Origin of the sequence: Paenibacillus plantarum, assembly GCF_013141695.1 — a bacterium.
GTDB classification, from domain to species: Bacteria; Bacillota; Bacilli; order Paenibacillales; family NBRC-103111; genus Paenibacillus_E; species Paenibacillus_E plantarum.
Genome location: NZ_WHNY01000075.1, coordinates 860,427 through 880,021, shown reverse-complemented (window position 1 = coordinate 880,021; position 19,595 = coordinate 860,427). Strand labels below are relative to the sequence as shown.

Here is a 19,595-nt window from a genome sequence, read left to right as displayed (position 1 = left end):
GGAGGTCAAAGAAGATGAGCGTGGCTTTTTTGTTTCCAGGTCAAGGATCGCAATTTCCAGGTATGCTGCATCAATTGCCTTTTCATCCTGTGATCGAGACAACCCTCGATGAAGCGACTTCGTTCATGGACAAAGATGCGCTTTCTATAGATACTTCTGAAGCACTATCCTCTACGGTTTCCGTACAGTTGGCACTTCTCTACTCAGGAGTTGCCAGTGGTCGTGCGCTCATACAGGAAGGTGCAAAGCCAGACTTCGTAGCAGGGCATTCGGTTGGATCCTTCGCAGCAGCAGTGATTTCGGAAGTCCTGTCATTTAGAGATGCATGTGAGCTAGTGAAATTGCGTGCCGAATGGATGGAGAATTCGTTTCGTTTCGGTTACGGAATGGGGGTCATTGTAGGTATCGCAGAGCAGAAATTGCGTTCCATGGTTGAAAAAGCCTTCAAGTGCGGTCAAGAGGTATTCATTGCTAACCTCAACGGCCCTCATCAAATCACGATAGCTGGTAAGCTGGAGCATATCCAAAACCTGTTTGTGGAGGCTCGAAGGAACGGAGCACGAAAAGCTGAGCTTCTCCAAGTCTCAGTACCGTCCCACTGTAAACTCCTCAATCAGGTTTCACATGATTTGGAGCTGGCAATGAAGAAAGTGATTTTCAAAGAGCCCTGTTTTCCGTATGTAGCGAATACGAACGCACGATTAATACGATCAGCGGATGCGATTCGCAATGATCTTGCTTGCAGTGTGGCGAATCCGGTCCAATGGCACCAAGCTACAACTCTTTTGAGTGAGCTTGGTGTTCGTTTGTTTGTCGAAATGCTTCCTGGTCAAGTTCTTACCAATCTTGCTCGTCAAGCGCTGCCTTCCGTTCAATCCATAGCTATGGGGGAAACAAGGCTTGATTCGGTTGTCTACTTAATAAACCGGGAGCATAAATGGAACGAAACATGAATAAGGAGGCGTTTTCGTAATAGTGTATCTGCGCTCCATAAAACTGGCCTTACGAGAAATCGTAGGGCTCTTTAATTAGCTTCAATAGCATTGAGGCATGCAGGGTGAGTTTAATACATAAAGAGTGTTTTATTACTCATAAAATAATTTGTTATATAATAAGTGGACAAGAGATCAGATTATTCGTTAATATATTGTAATAAACGTTACAAGTTCGAGAATTTAGTTTGTTAATGGGGGGATTATGTATGTTGGAATTATCAATTAATGAACCAAATCAATTAGTCGCTGTTGCTCATGCACTTTCTTCTCACACCAGAATTAATATAATCAAACTCCTCTTACAACATCATAACTTGAATATCATTGAAATTGCCGAGATGCTTAAAATTCCAGTTTCGACTACTGCGATTAATGTCAAAGTTTTGGAGGAATCAGGGCTTATCTTAACAGAATTACAGCCCGCATCTCGAGGGGCAATGAAGGTTTGCAGCCGTAATTTTGATGACGTGCGCATGATTCTGAACCCAATTGCTATGTATAAAAATCCTAACAATTTGTATGAGATCGAGATGCCTATCGGTCATTTTATAAACTTCGAAGTATTACCGACATGCGGTATGGCTAATCTAAACGGAATGGTGATTCCGGAGGATGATCCGGTTAGCTTTTATCACCCTGAGAGTAAAACAGCTGAAATCATATGGTTGCGGCAGGGATGGATCGAATATCGATTTCCTAAAGTGATTCCACAGCATGCAACGATCACATCCATCGAGTTTTCGTTGGAAATTTGTTCGGAAGCGCCTAACTATAACAATGAGTGGCCTTCAGACATTACAGTATGGGTCAATGGCATAGAGATAGGAACCTGGACTTCACCAGGCGATTTCGGCGACCATAGAGGCAAACTCAACCCTTCTTGGTGGAACGACAGTAGTACACAATACGGTATTTTGAAAACATGGAGAGTGGATGAAAAGAGGAGTTCTGTCGATAATGAAAAAACATCCTCTATCTCGCTTGCGGATCTTCATCTTGAGAAATATCCTTTCATTGGATTCAAAATTGGGGTTAAACCTGATGCTTTGCACCATGGAGGAATCAACTTATTTGGTCGCGGCTTCGGCGATTATGCCCAAGCAATTGTGATGAAAATTCAATATGTATAGAAATATAGAAAAGGTAATGCTAATAAGGCCGTTTAGTTACATGTTATATGTAACTAAACGGCCTTATAACTATATTATGATAAAACAAACATAATATTTGAATGAAAGCGTTGACAAATGGATTATATTGGATTAAAATTTTAATATAAACATTTAAATTGTAATTAAACAAATTTATTGTTTAATAAATCGAAAAAGAAAGGGTTATGCTTTTTGCAAACGCTTCACATTTCATATCAATAACTTTTCAAATGTATGCCTTATTAAACCAAAATCTGATTTGGGGGAGTTTAAATGAACGTATTGAAAAGTAAAATGGCTAAGCTTTCTGTGCCTCTAATGCTAAGTTTCGCCATGGTTGTAACGGGATGCTCAAAAAGCACAACAGAATCGACAGACAAATCTACAACGCAACCTTCTAACCAGACAACACCTGCAGCTGCAACAGCCAAACCAGCAGAGAATTCCGAGATTTCCTTTATGGGTTGGGGTGGCGATTCGGAACAGGCTGTATTTCAAAAACTAACTGACTCCTATATGCAGAAATATCCAACAAAGAAAGTTAAATATACCGTCGTACCTCCTGCAGAGTATTATCAAAAATTGGATACCTTGATTGCTTCGGGCAAAGCGCCGGATGTCTTCTATGCAGGTGAGGCTCAGTTCCAAAAACTTGCAGGCAGTGGAAGTTTGCTGAAAATGGATGATCTAATCAAATCATCAGCAACTTTTGATGAAAAGAATGTTTGGAAACAGGGATTAGACCGCTATCGTTATGATGGTAAATTTATTGGAAAAGGTAATCTCTACGGATTGCCAAAAGATGTAGGTCCATGGGCATTCGCTTATAACAAAGCTCTGTTTGATAAAGCTGGTGTCAAATATCCAAGCGCAAAAGCTGGCGAATGGACTTGGAATGATATGATTGATGCTGCCCAAAAAATCACAACACAAGGCGCTAATGGGAAGACAGATGTATTCGGGGTTGCTGGTTATTCATTGGAATCAGCCGTATGGGCGAATGGTGGGGACTATATTGATTACACTACAGGAACCATCAAAATTGACGAACCTGCTTTCACAGAAGCCTTACAATTCGTAGCAGATTTAAAATTGAAATATAAAGTTGCTCCTTCGCCAACAGATGAGAAGGCGCAAGGTGGTTATGCCCGCTTTGTTGCAGGCAAAATTGGTATGTTCCCAATGGGGCCGTGGGATCAGCCTGGTTTCTGGAAGCTGCCTTTTGGATGGGATATTGCAGCATGGCCTGCAAGCCCGAAAACAGGAAAAACAGCAACATGGTTAGGTTCTTTAGGATTCGTCATTTCGGGCAAAACCAAATATCCTGAAGATGCATTTAACTTTGCTTCGTATTTGAGTTTGGATCCAAACTCACAGAAAGAAAACTACCAATTGGGTCAAGCGGTTCCGAATCTGATCGATATGGCAAAAGGCGAATTCTTAAAATATGATAAAGCACCTGCGAATCGCCAAGTGTTCCTGGACATCATACAGGATTATGGCCATCCGACGATTGCAGTAGGATCCGTTGATACGAAATGGCTCGACACTTTTAACCAAGAGATAAGCCGTGTATGGGAAGGGAAACAAACGGCTGAGGTCTGGGCTAAAGAAATGAAACCTAAGCTTCAAGAGCTCTACGATAAAGGAAACAAGAAATAATAAATAAGGATATTGAAGGGCGAAATAGAGGCCGAAGGCTTCCAGTTTCGTCCTTCGTCCTAAAACAGGTGGGATCAGTATGATAAGGGCACAGAAAATAACAGGTTTTAGACGCCGTGAAATAATATGGTCGTACTTCTTTATATCCATTCCCGTTCTTGGGTTTCTCATTTTCGGGCTTGCGCCAATCGTGTCATCGCTTCTATTAAGCTTTATGGACTGGGACATGATCTCTCCTGCGAAATGGAATGGTGTCCAAAACTATAAAGAAATGGTATTGGACGAAAAGTTCTATAAATCATTATATAACACGTTATATTTACTTATTGGTATACCCATTGGTATGTTCTTTTCCCTCCTGGTTGCTATTCTAATGAATCGAAAGCTAAAAGGAATTTCTTTCCTGAGAACCATTTACTATATTCCGGTCATCTCACCTATCATTGCTGTTTCCTTGTTATGGCAATGGATCTTGAATAATGATTATGGGCTGATCAATGATTGGATTTATCAACTCTTCGGAATCCAGGGACCCAACTGGTTAGGTGATCCGCATTGGGTTAAGCCTTCTTTCATTCTTATGGGTTTATGGGGAGGCATTGGCGGAACAATGGTGCTATATTTGGCTGGGCTGCAGGGGATCGCTTCCGATTATTACGAAGCGGCAACCGTTGATGGTGCGAACCGTTGGCATCTATTTCGCCATATTACATTTCCGTTGCTTTCCCCCATTCACTTTTTTGTTATTGTCATGGGAATTATCCATACCTTTCAATCGTTTAGCCAAATGTACATTATGGCGACAGATGGCGGACCGGAATACAGTGGGGCAACTATTGTCTTCTATATTTTTAATGAAGCTTTCAAGTATTTCAACATGGGGTACGCCAGCGCAGTCGCATGGGTATTAGGTATCATCATCTTTATTATCACACTCATTCAATTTAAATTATCCAAACGTTGGGTATATAACGACTAGAGAAAGGAAGGTTGCGCGATGAATAGAAATGAGCGGTCTACGAATATAATGGCCTACGTTATTTTGCTTCTCGGTTCTTTTGTTATGCTGGCTCCATTTGCATGGACGGTTTCGACAGCATTTAAAACGCAAGAGCATGTTTTTGATCTCCCGCCGAAATGGATACCGGACCCATTTACATGGAATAACTTTGTGGCTGTTTGGAATAAAGCCCCGCTGTTAACCGGATTTATGAATAGTGCCATTATTGTTGTATGTGTTTTGGGTGTGGGATTGTTTGTTTCTGCGATGGCTGCATATGCATTTTCCAAATTTGATTTTCCCTATAAAGAGACTATTTTTCTTTGTTTGCTTGCCACGATGATGATTCCATACTCTGTTGTGATGATTCCTCAATTTATCGGTTTTTCATACCTGAATTGGGTGGATACGCTGCTTCCACTCATAGTGCCCGGCTTATTCGGTCATATTGTTACGATCTTTTTCTTCAAACAATTTATGCAAGGGGGCATTCCTTCGGATTTAATTGATGCAGCGAAAATCGACGGTGCGAGCTATTTCCGAACGTTTGCTTCTGTGGCGTTACCTATTGTTAAACCAGCGATTGCTGCACAAGCGGCACTTGGATTCATGGGGATATGGAACGATTTTCTTGGACCGGTGATCTATTTGCATTCGAAGGAAAAACAAACGATTCAAGTTATTATTGCAAGTTTGCAAGCTAACTATATCTCGCAAGCCAACTATCCTAATATGATGGCAGCTTCATTGATCGCTTTAGTGCCGGTTGTTCTCGTGTTCTTTTTCTGCCAACGGTACTTTATTGAATCCTTAAGCATCAGTGGATTAAAATGACCAAACGCAGAATACGAACTTTAAGAATGTTTGTGGGGCTAGGTGTATTATTCCTATTAGCCATAGTGATTACAATTTCATTTAGCGGGAAAGGAAAAGGTCCTATGTTGAATTCCACGCTTGGGGAATCGTATCAGAATTCATTGGTACTTGATCAGGAATGGCCTGATTACGGGATAGGCGATCCCTATGTGATGCGATATAACGGACTCTATTATTTGTATTGCAGTACGAAGGATTTTCGAGTGGGCATTAAAGCTTGGAGCTCAAGCGATTTGATTCATTGGAAATATGAAGGGCTAGCTACGGAAGAGCCACTGACCGAAGGGGCTTACGCTCCGGAAGTCGTTTATTGGAATGGGTATTTCTATATGTATACCTCGCCTGCCGGCAAAGGACATTATGTGCTTCGCAGCGAGAGCCCTACTGGACCGTTCACGATTCAAACTGAAAATCTGGGTTTATCCATTGATGGCTCTGTATTTATTGATGATGACGGCAAATGGTATTTTACGCATGCGAGCGGTAAAGGTATTATTGGACACGAAATGCCGGATCCTTACACAATGACTGAGGAAAAGACGACTAACGCCTTTTTGGGCCATTGGACGGAAGGTTCAATGATTATTAAACGCGACGGTAAATATTTCATGACTTATACAGGGAATCACGTGTTCAGTAAAGGATATCGAATTAATTACGCTGTAGCGACGGAATCGCCTATCGGAACCTACAAAGTCCCGGAAAATAACCCGATCGTCATCAGTACGAAACAAGATTTTAATGGGTTGGGGCACAGTTCCAGTGTATTAGGTCCCAACCTCGATTCTTATTATATGTTTTATCATAATTTAATTGGCCATTCGAAGGAAGGGCCTCCGGTTCGTAAGCTAAATATGGATCGAATCGTTTTTAACGGCGAGAAAATGGTAGTTCTTGGTGATGGTACTCATTTTCCTCAACCGGTTCCACAAATGCCGGATTTCTATGATGGTGTCAATAAACCGTTAGATCAGAAGCTTTGGGATGTTCGTGACAATGTAAATGATACGAAATGGTTGAGCAGTAAAGCTGCCGATAAAAATCGGTTTACAGCTGAATTTAATTTTCGCTTGAACACAGAGAGCACGCTTGAGGGGGAGCCTTCTTTCGAGACCGCCTTTTCCTATAAGGATGACAATAATTATTACTCTGTAGGTATTGATCCCGCATTGCGAAGTATAGCCCTGTTCGAAATGAAGGACGGAAATAGGAAGCAGCTTGCAACTTCTCAGCTTCCCCAAGCGATGGACTTTACTAAGCTGCATGCCATTCGAGTTGAGAGTAATGCGCGAGGTACTAACATCTATTTCGATCAAATGAACAAGCTGACTCTTACAGATATCCATGCGAAACCTGGGAAAATCGGGTATGTATATCGCCATGTCAAGCCGACTTTGGAATTCACGGCATTTTCAAATGAAGCCGACGGCAGCAGCGACTTTGAGACCGCTAAACCGGTTCCCGGAACTATTGAAGCAGTTCATTATTTGGAAGTAAGAGATCAAGGCTTTCATGTTGGCCACCCTGTTAAAGGTGCTGTTATGCGAGAAGACGACGGTGTTCCCATCCAAACAAGCGAAGACGGCAGTAATGCCGTTGCGATAGCGGGAAAAGGGGATTGGCTCTCCTATAGGATTAATGTGGAGTCAGATGGAACCTACGGTTTCGATGCCATGTTGAAGGAAGACGGGAACGGAAATACGGTGGAACTGCAAGTGGATGGGAAGTCCCAACTTTTCGAACTAAGCAATAGTCAGAGCGAAGGCAACCTGTGGGTTAAGAAGCACATAGGAAATATGAAGCTAACACAAGGCGAGCATATTTTGACAGTAAAACTGGTTAAAGGAAATTTGAATTATCGCTTTTTAGATATATACAGAATCACTGAACTGCCGACAGAAAAGCTCTCAAATATGTTTAGTCAAATTGTGCCTGAAGATATGTATGGCAAGTGGATGAAGCATGAAGACGGGTATACCGTACAGACTGAGGGCTCGGATGCCAAAATGTATGCAGGCAGCGATGAATGGACGGACTATCGGGTGGAAGTTGATTTGAAATCTACAGCGGATTCTATTCAAGAGGCAGGGCTATTGTTCCGTGTCACCAACGAATCTGAATTTCCCGAACAGGTAAGGGATTCGTTAATGGGTTATCAACTAACCTTCCGCAATGGACGTATGATTCTGAAGAAAATGAATTATGACCAGAATGAAGTAGACTCAGCTCCGATCAGTTTTGCCAATGGTTCAATCGTACACATCGCTGTTGACGTAAGTGGAGCAACAATGAAGGTATATTTAAACGATTCGAAGCAACCTGCCTTGGAATGGACGGATGCGAATGCTTGGATGCACGGGAAAATCGGCATTCGTTCAGCGTCGCCATCGTGGCTCTTTACCAATTTATCATTAGTAAGGAGGTGATTTCATAGTTCAATTACTTTAAATCACCTCTAGATTCGACACAAGCACGCAATGAATAATGCTATTCGATTCACATTTTTTCAAAGGAGGAAATGTAAAAATGAAAGCTAAAAGTCGTTTGCGCTTGGGTAAATTAATAATGGTTATGATGATGGTGGCTTCGCTTATTATTCCTTTCAATATGGCTCAAGCTGCAACGAGCGGGATGGCTTGGCCAACGTCAAACACGACAGTTTACACTACTGGTACAGGTGGAGTTTGGTATCCGAGGATGCTTCAGGTGAGCAGCAGCAACATGTTGGCTTCCTTTGATTCAAATGCGGACGGAGGTTTTACGAAAGTTAAGGTAGCGAAAAGCACGGATGGGGGGCTTACATGGGGGACGCCTATTACAGCCGCCTCTGATGCGAATGGGGATGTCGGCAACGGACAGATGCTCCTATTAACCAATGGAGACATTTGGTTGGCTTATCGCGTGGTCATACATTCTGGCAGCACGTATACCACTTATTTGAAAGTTCGAAAGAGCAGCGATGGAGGCAGCACCTGGTCGGATCTGACAAACGGGCAAATAACGACTGAATCAGAAAACTCTTTCACTGGGGTATGGGAGCCATTCCTCGGTTATGTGGGAAGCACGATTTCCGTCATGTATGCGGACGATAGCTCAGCCGTTGTTGGCACCTCGGGGAAGCAGAAATTATTGATGAAAACCTGGAACGGAAGCGGTTGGAACAGTGCGACTGTTGTCAGCGACGGGGTAGCTAATAACTCTAGAGACGGCATGCCTGTTTTCACAAAAATGGCAGACGGCAGGTACATTGTGGTATTCGAAGCTACGGACGTTAGCGGGCATCCATTTGGAATCAAATATATAATTTCCGCTGATGGCGTAGATTGGTCAGGCACAAGGCAAACCATGTTTATTCCAACGAATGCAGGGAAAAAAGCCGGTGCGCCGTTTGTCGTCAAACTAGGCGATGGCAGATTAATGGCCAGCTTTCAAACGGATGATTCCAGCGCCAATACGGGAGACAGTTATTCTTCGATGCGAACGATGATCAGCTCCGATAACGGCGCGACTTGGGGTTATTTATATAATGTATTCCCTGTATCGGACACGAAGTTTTCCAACTGGAATTCATTAATGGCTGTCGATACGACTCGCGTTATGGCAGTCACATCCGCCAACTTTCCTAGCACAGGCATATATTTGCGAACGGGAAATGCAGGTACTCCTTCCAACGTGAATCTTGCCGATAATTGGGGGTTTGAAACGGCGAATGTGAACGGATGGGCGCATTCGGGAGCCGATTATCCAAACCGGATTCACATTCATGGAGTAAATGACGGTATTGCACGTGCACCGGGGGGCGGAAACTACTTCATCGGTCTTGCTGGAACCAGTTCACCAGGTACTGCTTATATCGGCCAAACAATCACAGGTCTGGATAGAGGTACCTATTCCATGAGAGCGTATGTAAGGAGCAGTGGTGGTCAAACCAGTAACTACATGGAAGTAAAAGACTATGGCGGATCTACGCTGCAAACTAATTTTCCCGTTACAGGAACTTGGACGCAGGTAACCATCTCCGGTATTAGTGTAACAAATGCACAAGCGACTATCGGTTTTTACGTTGCAAATACAAGCGACAGCCAATGGGCGGATATTGATAACGTTGAATTTATCAAAACAGCTTCGACCACGCCGCTGAATGTCAATCTTACGAATAACTGGGGATATGAAACGGCAAATGTGAACGGATGGACGACATATGGGTCCGATTACCCGGATCGTGTTCACATTCATGGTATTAACGATGGTATTACGCGTGCACCAGGTGGAGGGAATTATTTCATCGGTCTTGCAGGCATTAGTTCACCGGGTACAGCTTATGTCGGCCAAACCATAACGGGTCTTCAGAACGGAACCTATACCATGCGAGCTTATCTGAGGAGCAGCGGAGGCCAAAACAGCACTTATATGGAAGTGAAAAACTATGGTGGGGCAACTCAGCAAGCCAATTTCCCGGTTACTTCGACTTGGACACAGGTGACAATCTCTGGTATTAATGTCACCAGTGGTCAGGCGATCATAGGATTTTTCGCTTCAAACAGCAGCGGCAGCCAATGGGCAGATATCGATAATGTTGAATTTTTCCGAACCAATTAACTAATTAATTATGCATTTCCCGCGCACAAGATGGTTTGTGCGCGGATCAACTTAAATAAACAATCATCAGAAGTAGGAGTGATCATCACAAGATGTCGACAAAAATGTATATAAAGGACTATCCAAGACCTCAGTTTGTACGAGAATCATGGCATATTTTAAACGGTGAGTGGGATTTTCGTTTTGATGACAGTAACATGGGAGAGAATGAAAAGTGGTTCGAGGAGTTTGAGGGGGACCTCAAGATCATGGTTCCGTTCACTTATGAAACGAAGGCCAGCGGTATTGGGGAAGAGGCATTTCACCCTCAAATATGGTATCACCGATTGCTCGAGGTTCCGAAGGAACAAGAAAACAAAAGGATCATCTTGCATTTTCAAGCGGTGGACTATATAGCCAAATTGTGGGTGAATGGAACGTGTGTAGGTCAACATCAAGGTGGATACGCAGCGTTTTCATTTGATATTACGCCCTATATTCAATTTGGTCAGTCAAACAGCCTCGTCATGAAGGTGGAGGACAGCCAGAGCTGCACGCAACCACGCGGTAAGCAGCGTTGGGTGAAAGACAATTTCGAATGCTTTTATGTTCAGACAACTGGAATTTGGCAAAGTGTATGGTTGGAATATGTGGCGGAATCTTATATCAAATCCGTGAAAATGACACCTGATCTTGACCGTCAATCGGTACGCTTCGAATACCAAACGCATGATGATTTAAAGCAGGGGCAGCTTCGCTTAGAGACTCGAATTAGTTTTAAGGGGAAGATCCTCAAACAAACCGCTTTGATCGTGGATCGGCCTTGGTTGCAATTAGAGGTAGATTTGCTGCATGAAGCAAATGGTCCATGGAAGGTAAGCAGATGGTCTCCGCAAAGTCCGAACTTATACGATGTGGAATTTGTTTTATTTCAAGATGACGTGGTGATCGACCACGTGTATTCTTACTTCGGCATGAGGAAGATTTCCATCGAAAAAGGTAAAGTTCTCCTCAATAATACGCCTATTTATCAGCGGTTAATATTGGACCAAGGGTACTGGTCCGACAGTCATTTGACGCCGCCTTCGGAGCAAGCATTAATAGAGGATATCGATGCTATTCTCGCCATGGGATACAACGGGGTGAGGAAGCACATGAAAATTGAAGATGCGCGGTTTCTATATTGGTGCGATGTCAAAGGGCTTCTGGTATGGTCTGAGATGGCAGCCACCTTTGAATTTAATGATGAGGCCGTTGAGACTTTCACCAAGGAATGGATCGAGATTGTAAGGCAGCAGTATAATCATCCGAGCATCATCACATGGGTGCCTTTTAATGAGTCTTGGGGCATTATGCAAATTTTGACTGACCGTAAGCAGCAGAAGTTCACTGAAGGTATCTATCATTTGACCAAATCGATGGACCCGAATCGTCCTGTCATTACAAATGACGGTTGGGAACATACCATATCAGACATTTTGACTTTACATGATTATGTGGAAGCAGGTTCGGAATTCCTCCAGCGTTATGCGGATAAATCCCCTATCGTAAACAACGAATGGGCGTTCAACAAAGGGAAATATGCCCTAGCCCAAGGATACACGTATCGTGGCCAGCCCATCATCATTAGTGAATTTGGCGGGATCGCTTTCCAAACTGATAAAGGCTGGGGGTACGGCAAGCAGGTGGTGACGGAAGAGGCCTTTATTGAGCGATTCCGAAGCATTACCCAAGCGATTAAGGATATCGACTACATTTGTGGGTATTGCTATACACAGGTGACTGATGTCCAGCAGGAAATGAACGGACTGCTCACTGAAGACCGGAAACCGAAGATTCCACTAGAGCTTATCAAAAAAATTAACCTCGCATAAAAGTTAGGAAGCGGTGTTGAGAATGGAATATAGAAGACTTGGACGTACGAATTTAAACGTTTCTTGTGTTGGATTCGGTGGCGCACCGATGGGGCTGGATAACTATTTGGAACCTTATGAAGCTCAGAAAAGCCGTGACGTGGTTATCGATTCGCTTCATACAGCTTTGGACAAGGGACTTAATTATATTGATACGGCACAGGGATATGGAAATGGGTTAGGCGAAAGTATAATCGGAGCTGTGTTGAAAGAACGTCGCCATGAGACATATATTGCTACAAAGGTTCCCTCAAATCTTGGCTATGACGATGTGATTCGATCCGTCGATGCCAGCTTGAAGAATCTCCAAACCGATTACATCGATGTTATGCAATTCCATGGAGGGTATTTAACAGAAGAGGATTATAACCGAATTGTGAATGACGGACCTCTGGATGCACTAAAAGTATGTCAGGAACAAGGTAAAATACATTTCATCGGAATCACGAACGAAGTTCCTGATCACGTATTGCTTTGGTCCATTCGATCTGGATTTTTTGATGTCATTCAAGTTCGGTATAATCTCTTTTATCAGGGTGCTGCAGATCCAATCATTCCGGAAGCCGCTAAGCATGACGTTGGAGTCGTCGTCATGAGGCCACTGACGAGCCAATCTCTATATCGCTTTATGAAACGCGTTGCGCCAGAGTCACTTGAGACGATCAATCCGCATCGTATCGCCTTAGATTTTGTTCTCTCTAATCCCGATGTTTCCGTTGCCATTTGCGGTATGCGGACCATTAGTGAAGTATTGGATAATGTCAGTACTGTGGATGCAAAAGAATGGCGCTGGGATTTTAAACTTGATCGCGGCCAAGGCGGTGTCCAATTTTGATTCACAAGTCAAATGCTATAATGGATGCTGGCTACATCTGCATTTTTACGAAGATCGTACTGCCGCTGTCAAAGCATGCGCTGGCGAGCAAGCTGAAATTACATAAATGCATGGAGTGGAAGGAGTCGTTATATGAGCACGATGAAGATGAACACATTTCAAAACCCAATATTGGATATTGGTCCCGATCCTTGGATATATCGGCATACGGACGGTCATTATTATTTTATGGTGACGCGAGGCGACCGGTTGGATTTATGGAAATCCGAATCGATGAGCGGAATTGCGAACGGCGCAATGAAGACCGTCTGGACTCCTCCGGCGGAAGGATTGGATAGCAGGAAACTGTGGGCTCCGGAAATCCATCATCTCGGAGGCAAATGGTACATTTATTTCACAGATAACAACGGTGGCGGAGACGATGCCCGCAAAATCTATGTGTTGGAAAATGAGCATGCCGATCCTCTCGAAGGAACATGGCGGATGAAGGGGGCCGTGAATACGGCCTTGCCTGGATTGGACGGAACGGTGCTGGAGCACAATGGAAAGCTCTTTTTCATGTACGCGGGCTACGGCCATTTTCCGAAATACGGCTCAGCGGTCTACGCCGCCGAAATGGAAAACCCTTGGACGATCAAGGGGGAGGAATCGCTGCTCACTAAGCCGGAATACGATTGGGAGCATCAAGGCGGAATGGCGATCAATGAGGGGCCTTGCTTCCTTAAGCGATTCGGCAAAGTATTCCTGATTTATTCCGCAAGCACATGCTGGTCCGATGACTACGCACTAGGGATGCTGACCGCGAAGGAAGACAGCGATCTGCTGAATCCGGCTTCATGGTCCAAAAGCGAGAAACCCGTTTTCCATAAATCGGTTGAAAACTCCGTCTTCGGCCCCGGTCATAACAGCTTTACCGTATCCCCGGACGGAACGGAAGACTGGATCGTCTATCATGCCATACCGGTATCAGAAGGAGGCAGTAAACAAAGAAGCGCTAGAATGCAGAAATTCGGTTGGACGGCTGACGGGAACCCGGACTTCGGCGCTCCGATACCGGCTAAGGTCGAATTTGACGTGCCTTCCGGCGAAAAGTGAAAATCGATCCTTTAGCTTGATAAACCTTGGCTCTGAAAGAAATTGGGGTAAAACAATGGATTACATAAAACATGTAAGGTCTATGGTTGGACATGAGAAAGTCATCATGGTGGTTTCTGGAGCTTTTATATTTGATAAAGAAAATCGGTTGCTATTACAACAACGTTTGGATAACGAAAAGTGGGGTCTTCCAGGAGGGTTTATGGAGTTAGGGGAAACCGTTCAAGATACAGCGAGGAGAGAAGTCTTCGAGGAAACCGGTTTACATTTAGGGAAACTTGAGTTGTTTGGAGTTTATTCAGGTTCAAAATATGATAAAACCTTTTCTAATGGAGACCAAGTTTCAATGGTTCAATTCATTTTCACTTGTAAAGAATATGAAGGTGAATTAATCAAACAAAACGCCGAATCTAAGCAAAATGCATTTTTTGCACTCGAAGAGTTTCCTGACAACTTATTCCCTGACCATAAAGTCTTTTTTGATGATTTAATTTTCAATAAAGAACGGCCGATAATGAACTAACGGATAAAATTGTATCGGCTCATGCAAGAGTATAACGTTCTTATGATATCTGTTTCGGCTTGAAGACGTGAAAGAGTTATACGATCACCGTAGTATCGGTTCCAGTCATTTTTTTGGAAAATGCCTTTGAGCTCTATAAGCGAGCGGATAAACGCATGTATCGGATGAAGAAATATGCTATGCCGAATACGAAAAAAGAAGTCGACCATCTCGTGGTCGACTTCTAATTATTTTATTGCGCGGTCAGGATTTGTGGACCTTCAGCTGTGACAGCGATCGTATGTTCGTATTGGGCGGCGAGCTTGCGGTCCAGCGTCCGCGCGGTCCAGCCGTCCGGATCAATTGTCATGTAGTAGGTGCCTTCGGTGATCATTGGCTCGATCGTGAACACCATGCCTTCCTTGATGCGGTAGCCTTTGCCGGGCTTGCCGACATGCATATAGTTCGGCGCCTCGTGCAGATCCCGGCCGATGCCATGCGCGAGTAGGTCACGCACGACGCCGAATCCGTTCGATTCGGCATGCCGCTGGATAGCGCTTGTCACATCGCCGAGCCGATTGCCGGGCTGCGCTTGCGCGATACCGAGCTCAAGGCATTCCTTCGTGACACGCATCAGCTTCTCGGCTGTCGGCGAGATCTTCCCGACCGCATAGCTCCAGGCTGAATCGCCGAGCCAGCCGTCGAGCTCCGCGACTGTGTCGATCGTCACGATATCCCCCTCCTCAAGTGGCTTATCTCTAGGAAAGCCATGCGCGATCACGTCGTTAATGGAAGCACAGGTCGCATATTGATAGCCCTTGTAGCCCTTCGTGTAGGGCTTGGCGCCGTGCTTCAAGATAATGTCCTCGAAGATGCGCTCAATCTCGTTCGTCGTGATTCCCGGTTTGATGAGCGGGGCGATCGTGCGATGGCATTCGGCCACCACTTGGCATGCCTTGCGGATAGCCTCGATTTCATGCTTGCTTTTTAAGATCACCATGTTCGTATCAGGACTCCTTCGTAATAGCTTGCATCGCGAGCTTGGCGATTCGATCGACGTCCAGCTCCGAAGCGCCCGCATAGTAGTACAGTCCGCAGCAGCCAACCAGCACGGCAAGCATAAGGTCGACGCTGTCGTCTTCGCGCTGGGCAATAGATTGGAGCGGAACATACAGCCGTTCCATGAATCGTCTCTTGGTGGAGTGCCGATCCCTCTCAGGCAAGCCTGCATAATGTTCCGCCGCCATTTTGTAGACGAGATATGCGCGGGCGTCCGACTGCCACAGCCGGAGCAGCGCCTTACAATACGTCAACATCTGCCTCTCATTCTGGCCGCCGCCGCAGATGTTTGCCCATTCTGCAAGGGCTTGCTCGCATCGCTCGAAGCCGCTGCCCAGCACATCTTCTATTAATAAATGTCGGTTGGGGTAATAATGGTATACCGTGCCGTAACCGATCTTCGCCTCGCGGGCGACGTCGCGAATATCAAAGCTGCCGCTCGTGTGGAAGTAGGTGCGCGCGGCAGCGTCAAGGATCTGTTCACTGCGCTGCATGCGGATGAGCTCATTTTGTTCTTTGGTACGGGGGCACATGGACGTGTAAACCTCCTTGTATAGACCTGCAAATTTGTCGATATAAACATAGTAACGCATGCGGCGGGGATATGCAAATTATCTGTTAGAGAAATAAAGTTCAATAGTGAACTGAACTAAAACAGAACTCCATGCAGGAGAAAAAGTGGGATTTCATAAAATTTCCTTTTCCTTGAGCTTTCAAGCGTTAGATTTCTACTTAGAGGCATAGACACACTCATTATTATTTGAAAAAAGAAATCAAATGTTCAATGACACAAAAGTGCCTACATAACTTTTAATGTAAAGGCATGAGGAATTAGGCTTTTTTATTTTTATGTAGGAGGATTTGTGTCATCAATAATGCACAAATTCACCTACTTTATAGCGAGTTCGATTTTCAGACGGATACCTCAATAAATTCCGATTGCCGACAAAGACAAACTTAACCGCTCCACTAAACATTCCTGTTAATGCTAAGAAATGGCCTTTGTCAATAAAGGAGCGCCTCGGTATGATGGGTTTGTGCACGGGTTCGAAACCCAATACCATCAAGGAGGCACTCTTCTATGAAGTTTAAACAATCTGACGGACACAATCAACGTATTGAACGAATTACCAACTCCCACCTTGTCGTGGGAATATTGCGAAGGAAACTCATGTAGCACAAACAATAAATTTTCGTGACATTGTGCTTTCAAAAAGGTATCTATCATTTTCAAATACAATAGAAGACTTAGAAAAAATAATGCGATGTGTGAGTTGAAATAAACGAAATAGGAATACATCAATTAAGTTCAGTAAGCCAGAGTAGTTATAAATAGGAGCGGAGTTAGAAGTATTAATCAAAATGATGAATATATATTCATATTTATTGATACAATTATGGGGCTATATCATACCGAAGAGGTCGTTTGTAACTGAAAAAGAAAGCTTGGAGTTTTATCATCAAACTCAAATTTATTTTGCAAAGTGCACTTCGTAAACGATTAATGATGAGTTCATAATCGGATTTGTGAGTAAATGTTTAAAGATCAAATGTTTTTAATATTACGATAGTTACATCTCAAACATCGAGGCTGCCGCGTGCAGCCTAAAGTGCTAACGGGCAGTGCGCGCCTAGCCAAGCTAGGCACAACTTACTGATGCAAGTTCAGTCGGGGTAAGGTCCAGTGGATCTGGTTAACGGCACTTACGAGTCGTTTAACGACCGTTTCTCGGTTAGCCATGAGCACTCGCAGTTCCTCGTATTCGGAAGAATGGAAGCGGACAGGAGAGTAGTAGCCGTTTTTCACCATGTCGGCAAATAACTAAAGCATCTTTTTTGTCGCTCTTAGAGCGTGTATTGTCGCGGTTTTCTTTATTCTTTTTAACTAAGTGAGGATTAAAAAGTACGGCTTCAATGGCTTTGTTTTTGAGCCACCCGGCAAGGCTTAGCCAGTAATTGCCAGTCGGTTCCATACCAACGATAACTTGAGATAATTTAAATGAAGCTAACAAGTCGCGAATCCAACGGTCGAGTGACTTGAAACCATCCTCGTCATTACTAAACACTAAAGGATTACCGAGAGCAACACCTCGAAAGTTAACCGCTCTGGCAACATGAGTCTCTTGAGCAATGTCTACACCAACAACAATATGATTAAAGGTAATGTTTTCAATGAGTTGATTTTGCTTATCTTGTGATTTAAACTTCATAGTAGAGCGTCCTCCTGGATGATGGAATTAAAGGGCTTTTGACCCGTTGCGTACTTCCATCGTACAGAGGCGCTCCTTTTTTTACAAAGCTGAAATTTATCCATCTACAGGAATCTAACGGGCAGTTATGCGTAGTTAAGTGTAAGTAACTTATGGTAAGATATTTCCAGTAAATGTATTTACATAATCGACAATTTCTAAGGAAACACGAGCTCAATAAACACCATGAACCGTTCCCAGTTGATTTTCATACGTAATGAAAGAAAATAGATATTAGGAGGTGTTACTTATGAAAATCAACTATTTAATTACATTTGACTCTGAAGAATCAGATGCATCTTTAGATGAACTTGAATATGGTGGAAGACTTTCAGGTTACTTTGAGCTTGTGTGTAATGAAGAATGTAGTTATGGGTGTATACCCTATTTACCAATCCCCGCTGATTTACAAGGTTTGGATTTGCTATCAACATGGTTCGAGCAAATATCAGAAGCAGCAATGTTACTTTCCAAAACTTCAGACTTTGTAATAATAAATGATATTGATTCTTATAATTCATGGATTGAGATTCAAAAAAGTGGTGAACAAGTATTTATTAGCCATATAATATCTGAAAAGAAAGCAGGGCATGGTGCAGTATTGCTTAAACCACTAAGTAACTATTCTAATGGTCGTTGGGTGAAACAACCTGTTGAATCTAATGTTTTTTTTCAAGAGGTCATTGGTAAAACACTGACATTTTTGGATGAACTTCTTTCACATAATAAAAATTTCCTGAACGTTAGTTGGGTTAATAGAATAATGAATAATATAAATAACATAGAGGTTTAGACGAGATTAATCTAACGAGAAACGTTTGTTCAATACACAGGAAAGGGAGGCAGCCGGCACGATCGACAACCTTTCGCTCACCTAACGGGCAGTTTAATTTATATTTCTTTTTTACTTTAATGTCTGAGTTTAATGTATAATTATTCCAATATTCTGTTTTGGGTGGGTGTTCTACATTGAATAAGTTTAAATACATTTTCTTTGATTGTATGGAAACAATTGTTGATTTATATGAATTGCCAAAAGGGAATGACTATGCTTTATGGGCATTTAAAGGTTCTGGTGTTGAGCATTATTGGAATGATTTTAATGAGTTCGCAAAATATTATGAAACTTCAAAAATTGAAATTGGAGTAACCCTTGAAATGGACGAAGAGTATGAGTTAGTAAGAAGGTTTGAGTTATTAGTTCATAAATCTAAGTCAATAGGACTAAATATTAAAACTGAAGTAGTAACAAAGCTATATGAAAATTATTGGAGAACATATAAATCGAAATGCTACATAAGTCCAGAAGTGAGAGAGGTTATAATTCAGCTTTCTAAGAGATATAAGTTAGCTATAGTTTCAAATTTTATGGTAAAGGATGGTATAGAGGAGTTACTATTCAGCAACGGAATCGGAGAATTATTTGACTTTATAATCACCTCGATAAATGTAGGTTGGAGAAAGCCACATTCAAAAATATACGAGATTTCCATGCAATCAGCGGGCTGTAATAATTCTGAAATTATATTTGTTGGCGACGATTATGAAAATGATTATTTAACACCACAGAGAATGGGAATGAAGTCAATCTTCTTAGATAAATTTGACACTCAGAGAGCAGGATGTGAACGAGTATCCAGCTTCAATGAATTGAAGACAGCTTTACTAATATAAATGATA

Annotated in this window: 15 protein-coding genes and 1 pseudogene; 13 read left to right on the top strand and 3 right to left on the bottom strand. The window is 43.0% G+C overall.

Translation table 11 applies throughout. The features are described 5' to 3' along the window. Positions 1–14: 14 nt before the first annotated feature. The 11 genes from GC096_RS32255 to GC096_RS32205 all read left to right on the top strand — a co-directional run bounded on the left by GC096_RS32255 (position 15) and on the right by GC096_RS32205 (position 14,628). Entirely contained in the window at positions 15–953 is a 939-nt protein-coding gene (locus tag GC096_RS32255) for a malonate decarboxylase subunit epsilon (RefSeq protein ID WP_171636114.1), read from the top strand. 248 nt (positions 954–1,201) lie between these two features. Continuing rightward, positions 1,202–2,125, top strand: coding sequence for an ArsR/SmtB family transcription factor (locus GC096_RS32250; RefSeq protein WP_171636112.1), 924 nt, complete (start codon positions 1,202–1,204; stop codon positions 2,123–2,125). Positions 2,126–2,419: 294 nt separating this feature from the next. Continuing rightward, positions 2,420–3,808 carry an ABC transporter substrate-binding protein gene (locus tag GC096_RS32245; protein WP_246303076.1) on the top strand — a complete coding sequence of 463 codons (1,389 nt, stop codon included), beginning with the start codon at positions 2,420–2,422 and terminating at the stop codon, positions 3,806–3,808. Between the two features lie 79 nt (positions 3,809–3,887). After that, positions 3,888–4,787, top strand: coding sequence for a carbohydrate ABC transporter permease (locus tag GC096_RS32240; RefSeq protein WP_171636110.1), 900 nt, complete (start codon positions 3,888–3,890; stop codon positions 4,785–4,787). Between the two features lie 18 nt (positions 4,788–4,805). Beyond that, positions 4,806–5,642 (top strand): carbohydrate ABC transporter permease, encoded by an 837-nt coding sequence (locus GC096_RS32235; protein WP_171636109.1) that lies wholly within the window; start codon positions 4,806–4,808, stop codon positions 5,640–5,642. 104 nt (positions 5,643–5,746) lie between these two features. Next, positions 5,747–8,110 (top strand): family 43 glycosylhydrolase, encoded by a 2,364-nt coding sequence (locus GC096_RS32230; RefSeq protein WP_171636107.1) that lies wholly within the window; start codon positions 5,747–5,749, stop codon positions 8,108–8,110. Positions 8,111–8,210: 100 nt separating this feature from the next. Further along, positions 8,211–10,283, top strand: a complete 2,073-nt coding sequence (locus tag GC096_RS32225; RefSeq protein ID WP_171636105.1) for a sialidase family protein — start codon at positions 8,211–8,213, stop codon at positions 10,281–10,283. 92 nt (positions 10,284–10,375) lie between these two features. Then, a complete protein-coding gene (locus tag GC096_RS32220) occupies positions 10,376–12,136 on the top strand; it encodes a glycoside hydrolase family 2 protein (RefSeq protein WP_171636103.1) in 1,761 nt (586 codons plus the stop codon). Between the two features lie 22 nt (positions 12,137–12,158). Further along, a complete protein-coding gene (locus tag GC096_RS32215) occupies positions 12,159–13,010 on the top strand; it encodes an aldo/keto reductase (RefSeq protein WP_171636101.1) in 852 nt (283 codons plus the stop codon). A gap of 132 nt (positions 13,011–13,142) precedes the next feature. Then, complete coding sequence (locus GC096_RS32210) at positions 13,143–14,105, top strand: glycoside hydrolase family 43 protein (protein ID WP_312886384.1); 963 nt, start codon at positions 13,143–13,145, stop codon at positions 14,103–14,105. A gap of 55 nt (positions 14,106–14,160) precedes the next feature. Then, positions 14,161–14,628, top strand: a complete 468-nt coding sequence (locus GC096_RS32205; protein WP_171636099.1) for an NUDIX hydrolase — start codon at positions 14,161–14,163, stop codon at positions 14,626–14,628. A gap of 232 nt (positions 14,629–14,860) precedes the next feature. Here GC096_RS32205 and map read toward each other — a convergent pair whose 3' ends face one another. The 3 genes and pseudogenes from map to GC096_RS32185 form a co-directional block, all read right to left on the bottom strand. Next, positions 14,861–15,607 carry a type I methionyl aminopeptidase gene (gene map / locus GC096_RS32200; RefSeq protein ID WP_171636097.1) on the bottom strand — a complete coding sequence of 249 codons (747 nt, stop codon included), beginning with the start codon at positions 15,605–15,607 and terminating at the stop codon, positions 14,861–14,863. Between the two features lie 7 nt (positions 15,608–15,614). Next, on the bottom strand, positions 15,615–16,199 hold the full coding sequence (locus tag GC096_RS32195) for a TetR/AcrR family transcriptional regulator (RefSeq protein ID WP_171636095.1): 585 nt from the start codon (positions 16,197–16,199) through the stop codon (positions 15,615–15,617). 1,151 nt (positions 16,200–17,350) lie between these two features. Then, positions 17,351–17,876 (bottom strand): annotated as a pseudogene (locus GC096_RS32185) (IS110 family transposase); the annotation flags it as partial. A 289-nt stretch (positions 17,877–18,165) separates the two neighbouring features. On the opposite strand from GC096_RS32185, the gene GC096_RS32180 reads away from it, so the two are divergent. After that, the gene (locus tag GC096_RS32180) at positions 18,166–18,708 is read left to right on the top strand and encodes a hypothetical protein (protein WP_171636093.1); all 543 of its coding nucleotides are present in this window, start codon (positions 18,166–18,168) and stop codon (positions 18,706–18,708) included. 176 nt (positions 18,709–18,884) lie between these two features. Beyond that, on the top strand, positions 18,885–19,589 hold the full coding sequence (locus GC096_RS32175; protein ID WP_171636091.1) for an HAD family hydrolase: 705 nt from the start codon (positions 18,885–18,887) through the stop codon (positions 19,587–19,589). Positions 19,590–19,595 lie beyond the last annotated feature (6 nt).

Coding starts and splice junctions, on each gene's coding strand:
- GC096_RS32235 (WP_171636109.1), top strand. CDS start 4,806: ATGAATAGAAATGAGCGGTCTACGAATATAATGGCCTACGTTATTTTG.
- GC096_RS32240 (WP_171636110.1), top strand. CDS start 3,888: ATGATAAGGGCACAGAAAATAACAGGTTTTAGACGCCGTGAAATAATA.
- GC096_RS32205 (WP_171636099.1), top strand. CDS start 14,161: ATGGATTACATAAAACATGTAAGGTCTATGGTTGGACATGAGAAAGTC.
- GC096_RS32245 (WP_246303076.1), top strand. CDS start 2,420: ATGAACGTATTGAAAAGTAAAATGGCTAAGCTTTCTGTGCCTCTAATG.
- map (WP_171636097.1), bottom strand. CDS start 15,607: ATGGTGATCTTAAAAAGCAAGCATGAAATCGAGGCTATCCGCAAGGCA.
- GC096_RS32180 (WP_171636093.1), top strand. CDS start 18,166: ATGAAAATCAACTATTTAATTACATTTGACTCTGAAGAATCAGATGCA.
- GC096_RS32215 (WP_171636101.1), top strand. CDS start 12,159: ATGGAATATAGAAGACTTGGACGTACGAATTTAAACGTTTCTTGTGTT.
- GC096_RS32230 (WP_171636107.1), top strand. CDS start 5,747: ATGTTGAATTCCACGCTTGGGGAATCGTATCAGAATTCATTGGTACTT.
- GC096_RS32220 (WP_171636103.1), top strand. CDS start 10,376: ATGTCGACAAAAATGTATATAAAGGACTATCCAAGACCTCAGTTTGTA.
- GC096_RS32250 (WP_171636112.1), top strand. CDS start 1,202: ATGTTGGAATTATCAATTAATGAACCAAATCAATTAGTCGCTGTTGCT.
- GC096_RS32255 (WP_171636114.1), top strand. CDS start 15: ATGAGCGTGGCTTTTTTGTTTCCAGGTCAAGGATCGCAATTTCCAGGT.
- GC096_RS32225 (WP_171636105.1), top strand. CDS start 8,211: ATGAAAGCTAAAAGTCGTTTGCGCTTGGGTAAATTAATAATGGTTATG.
- GC096_RS32195 (WP_171636095.1), bottom strand. CDS start 16,199: ATGTGCCCCCGTACCAAAGAACAAAATGAGCTCATCCGCATGCAGCGC.
- GC096_RS32210 (WP_312886384.1), top strand. CDS start 13,143: ATGAGCACGATGAAGATGAACACATTTCAAAACCCAATATTGGATATT.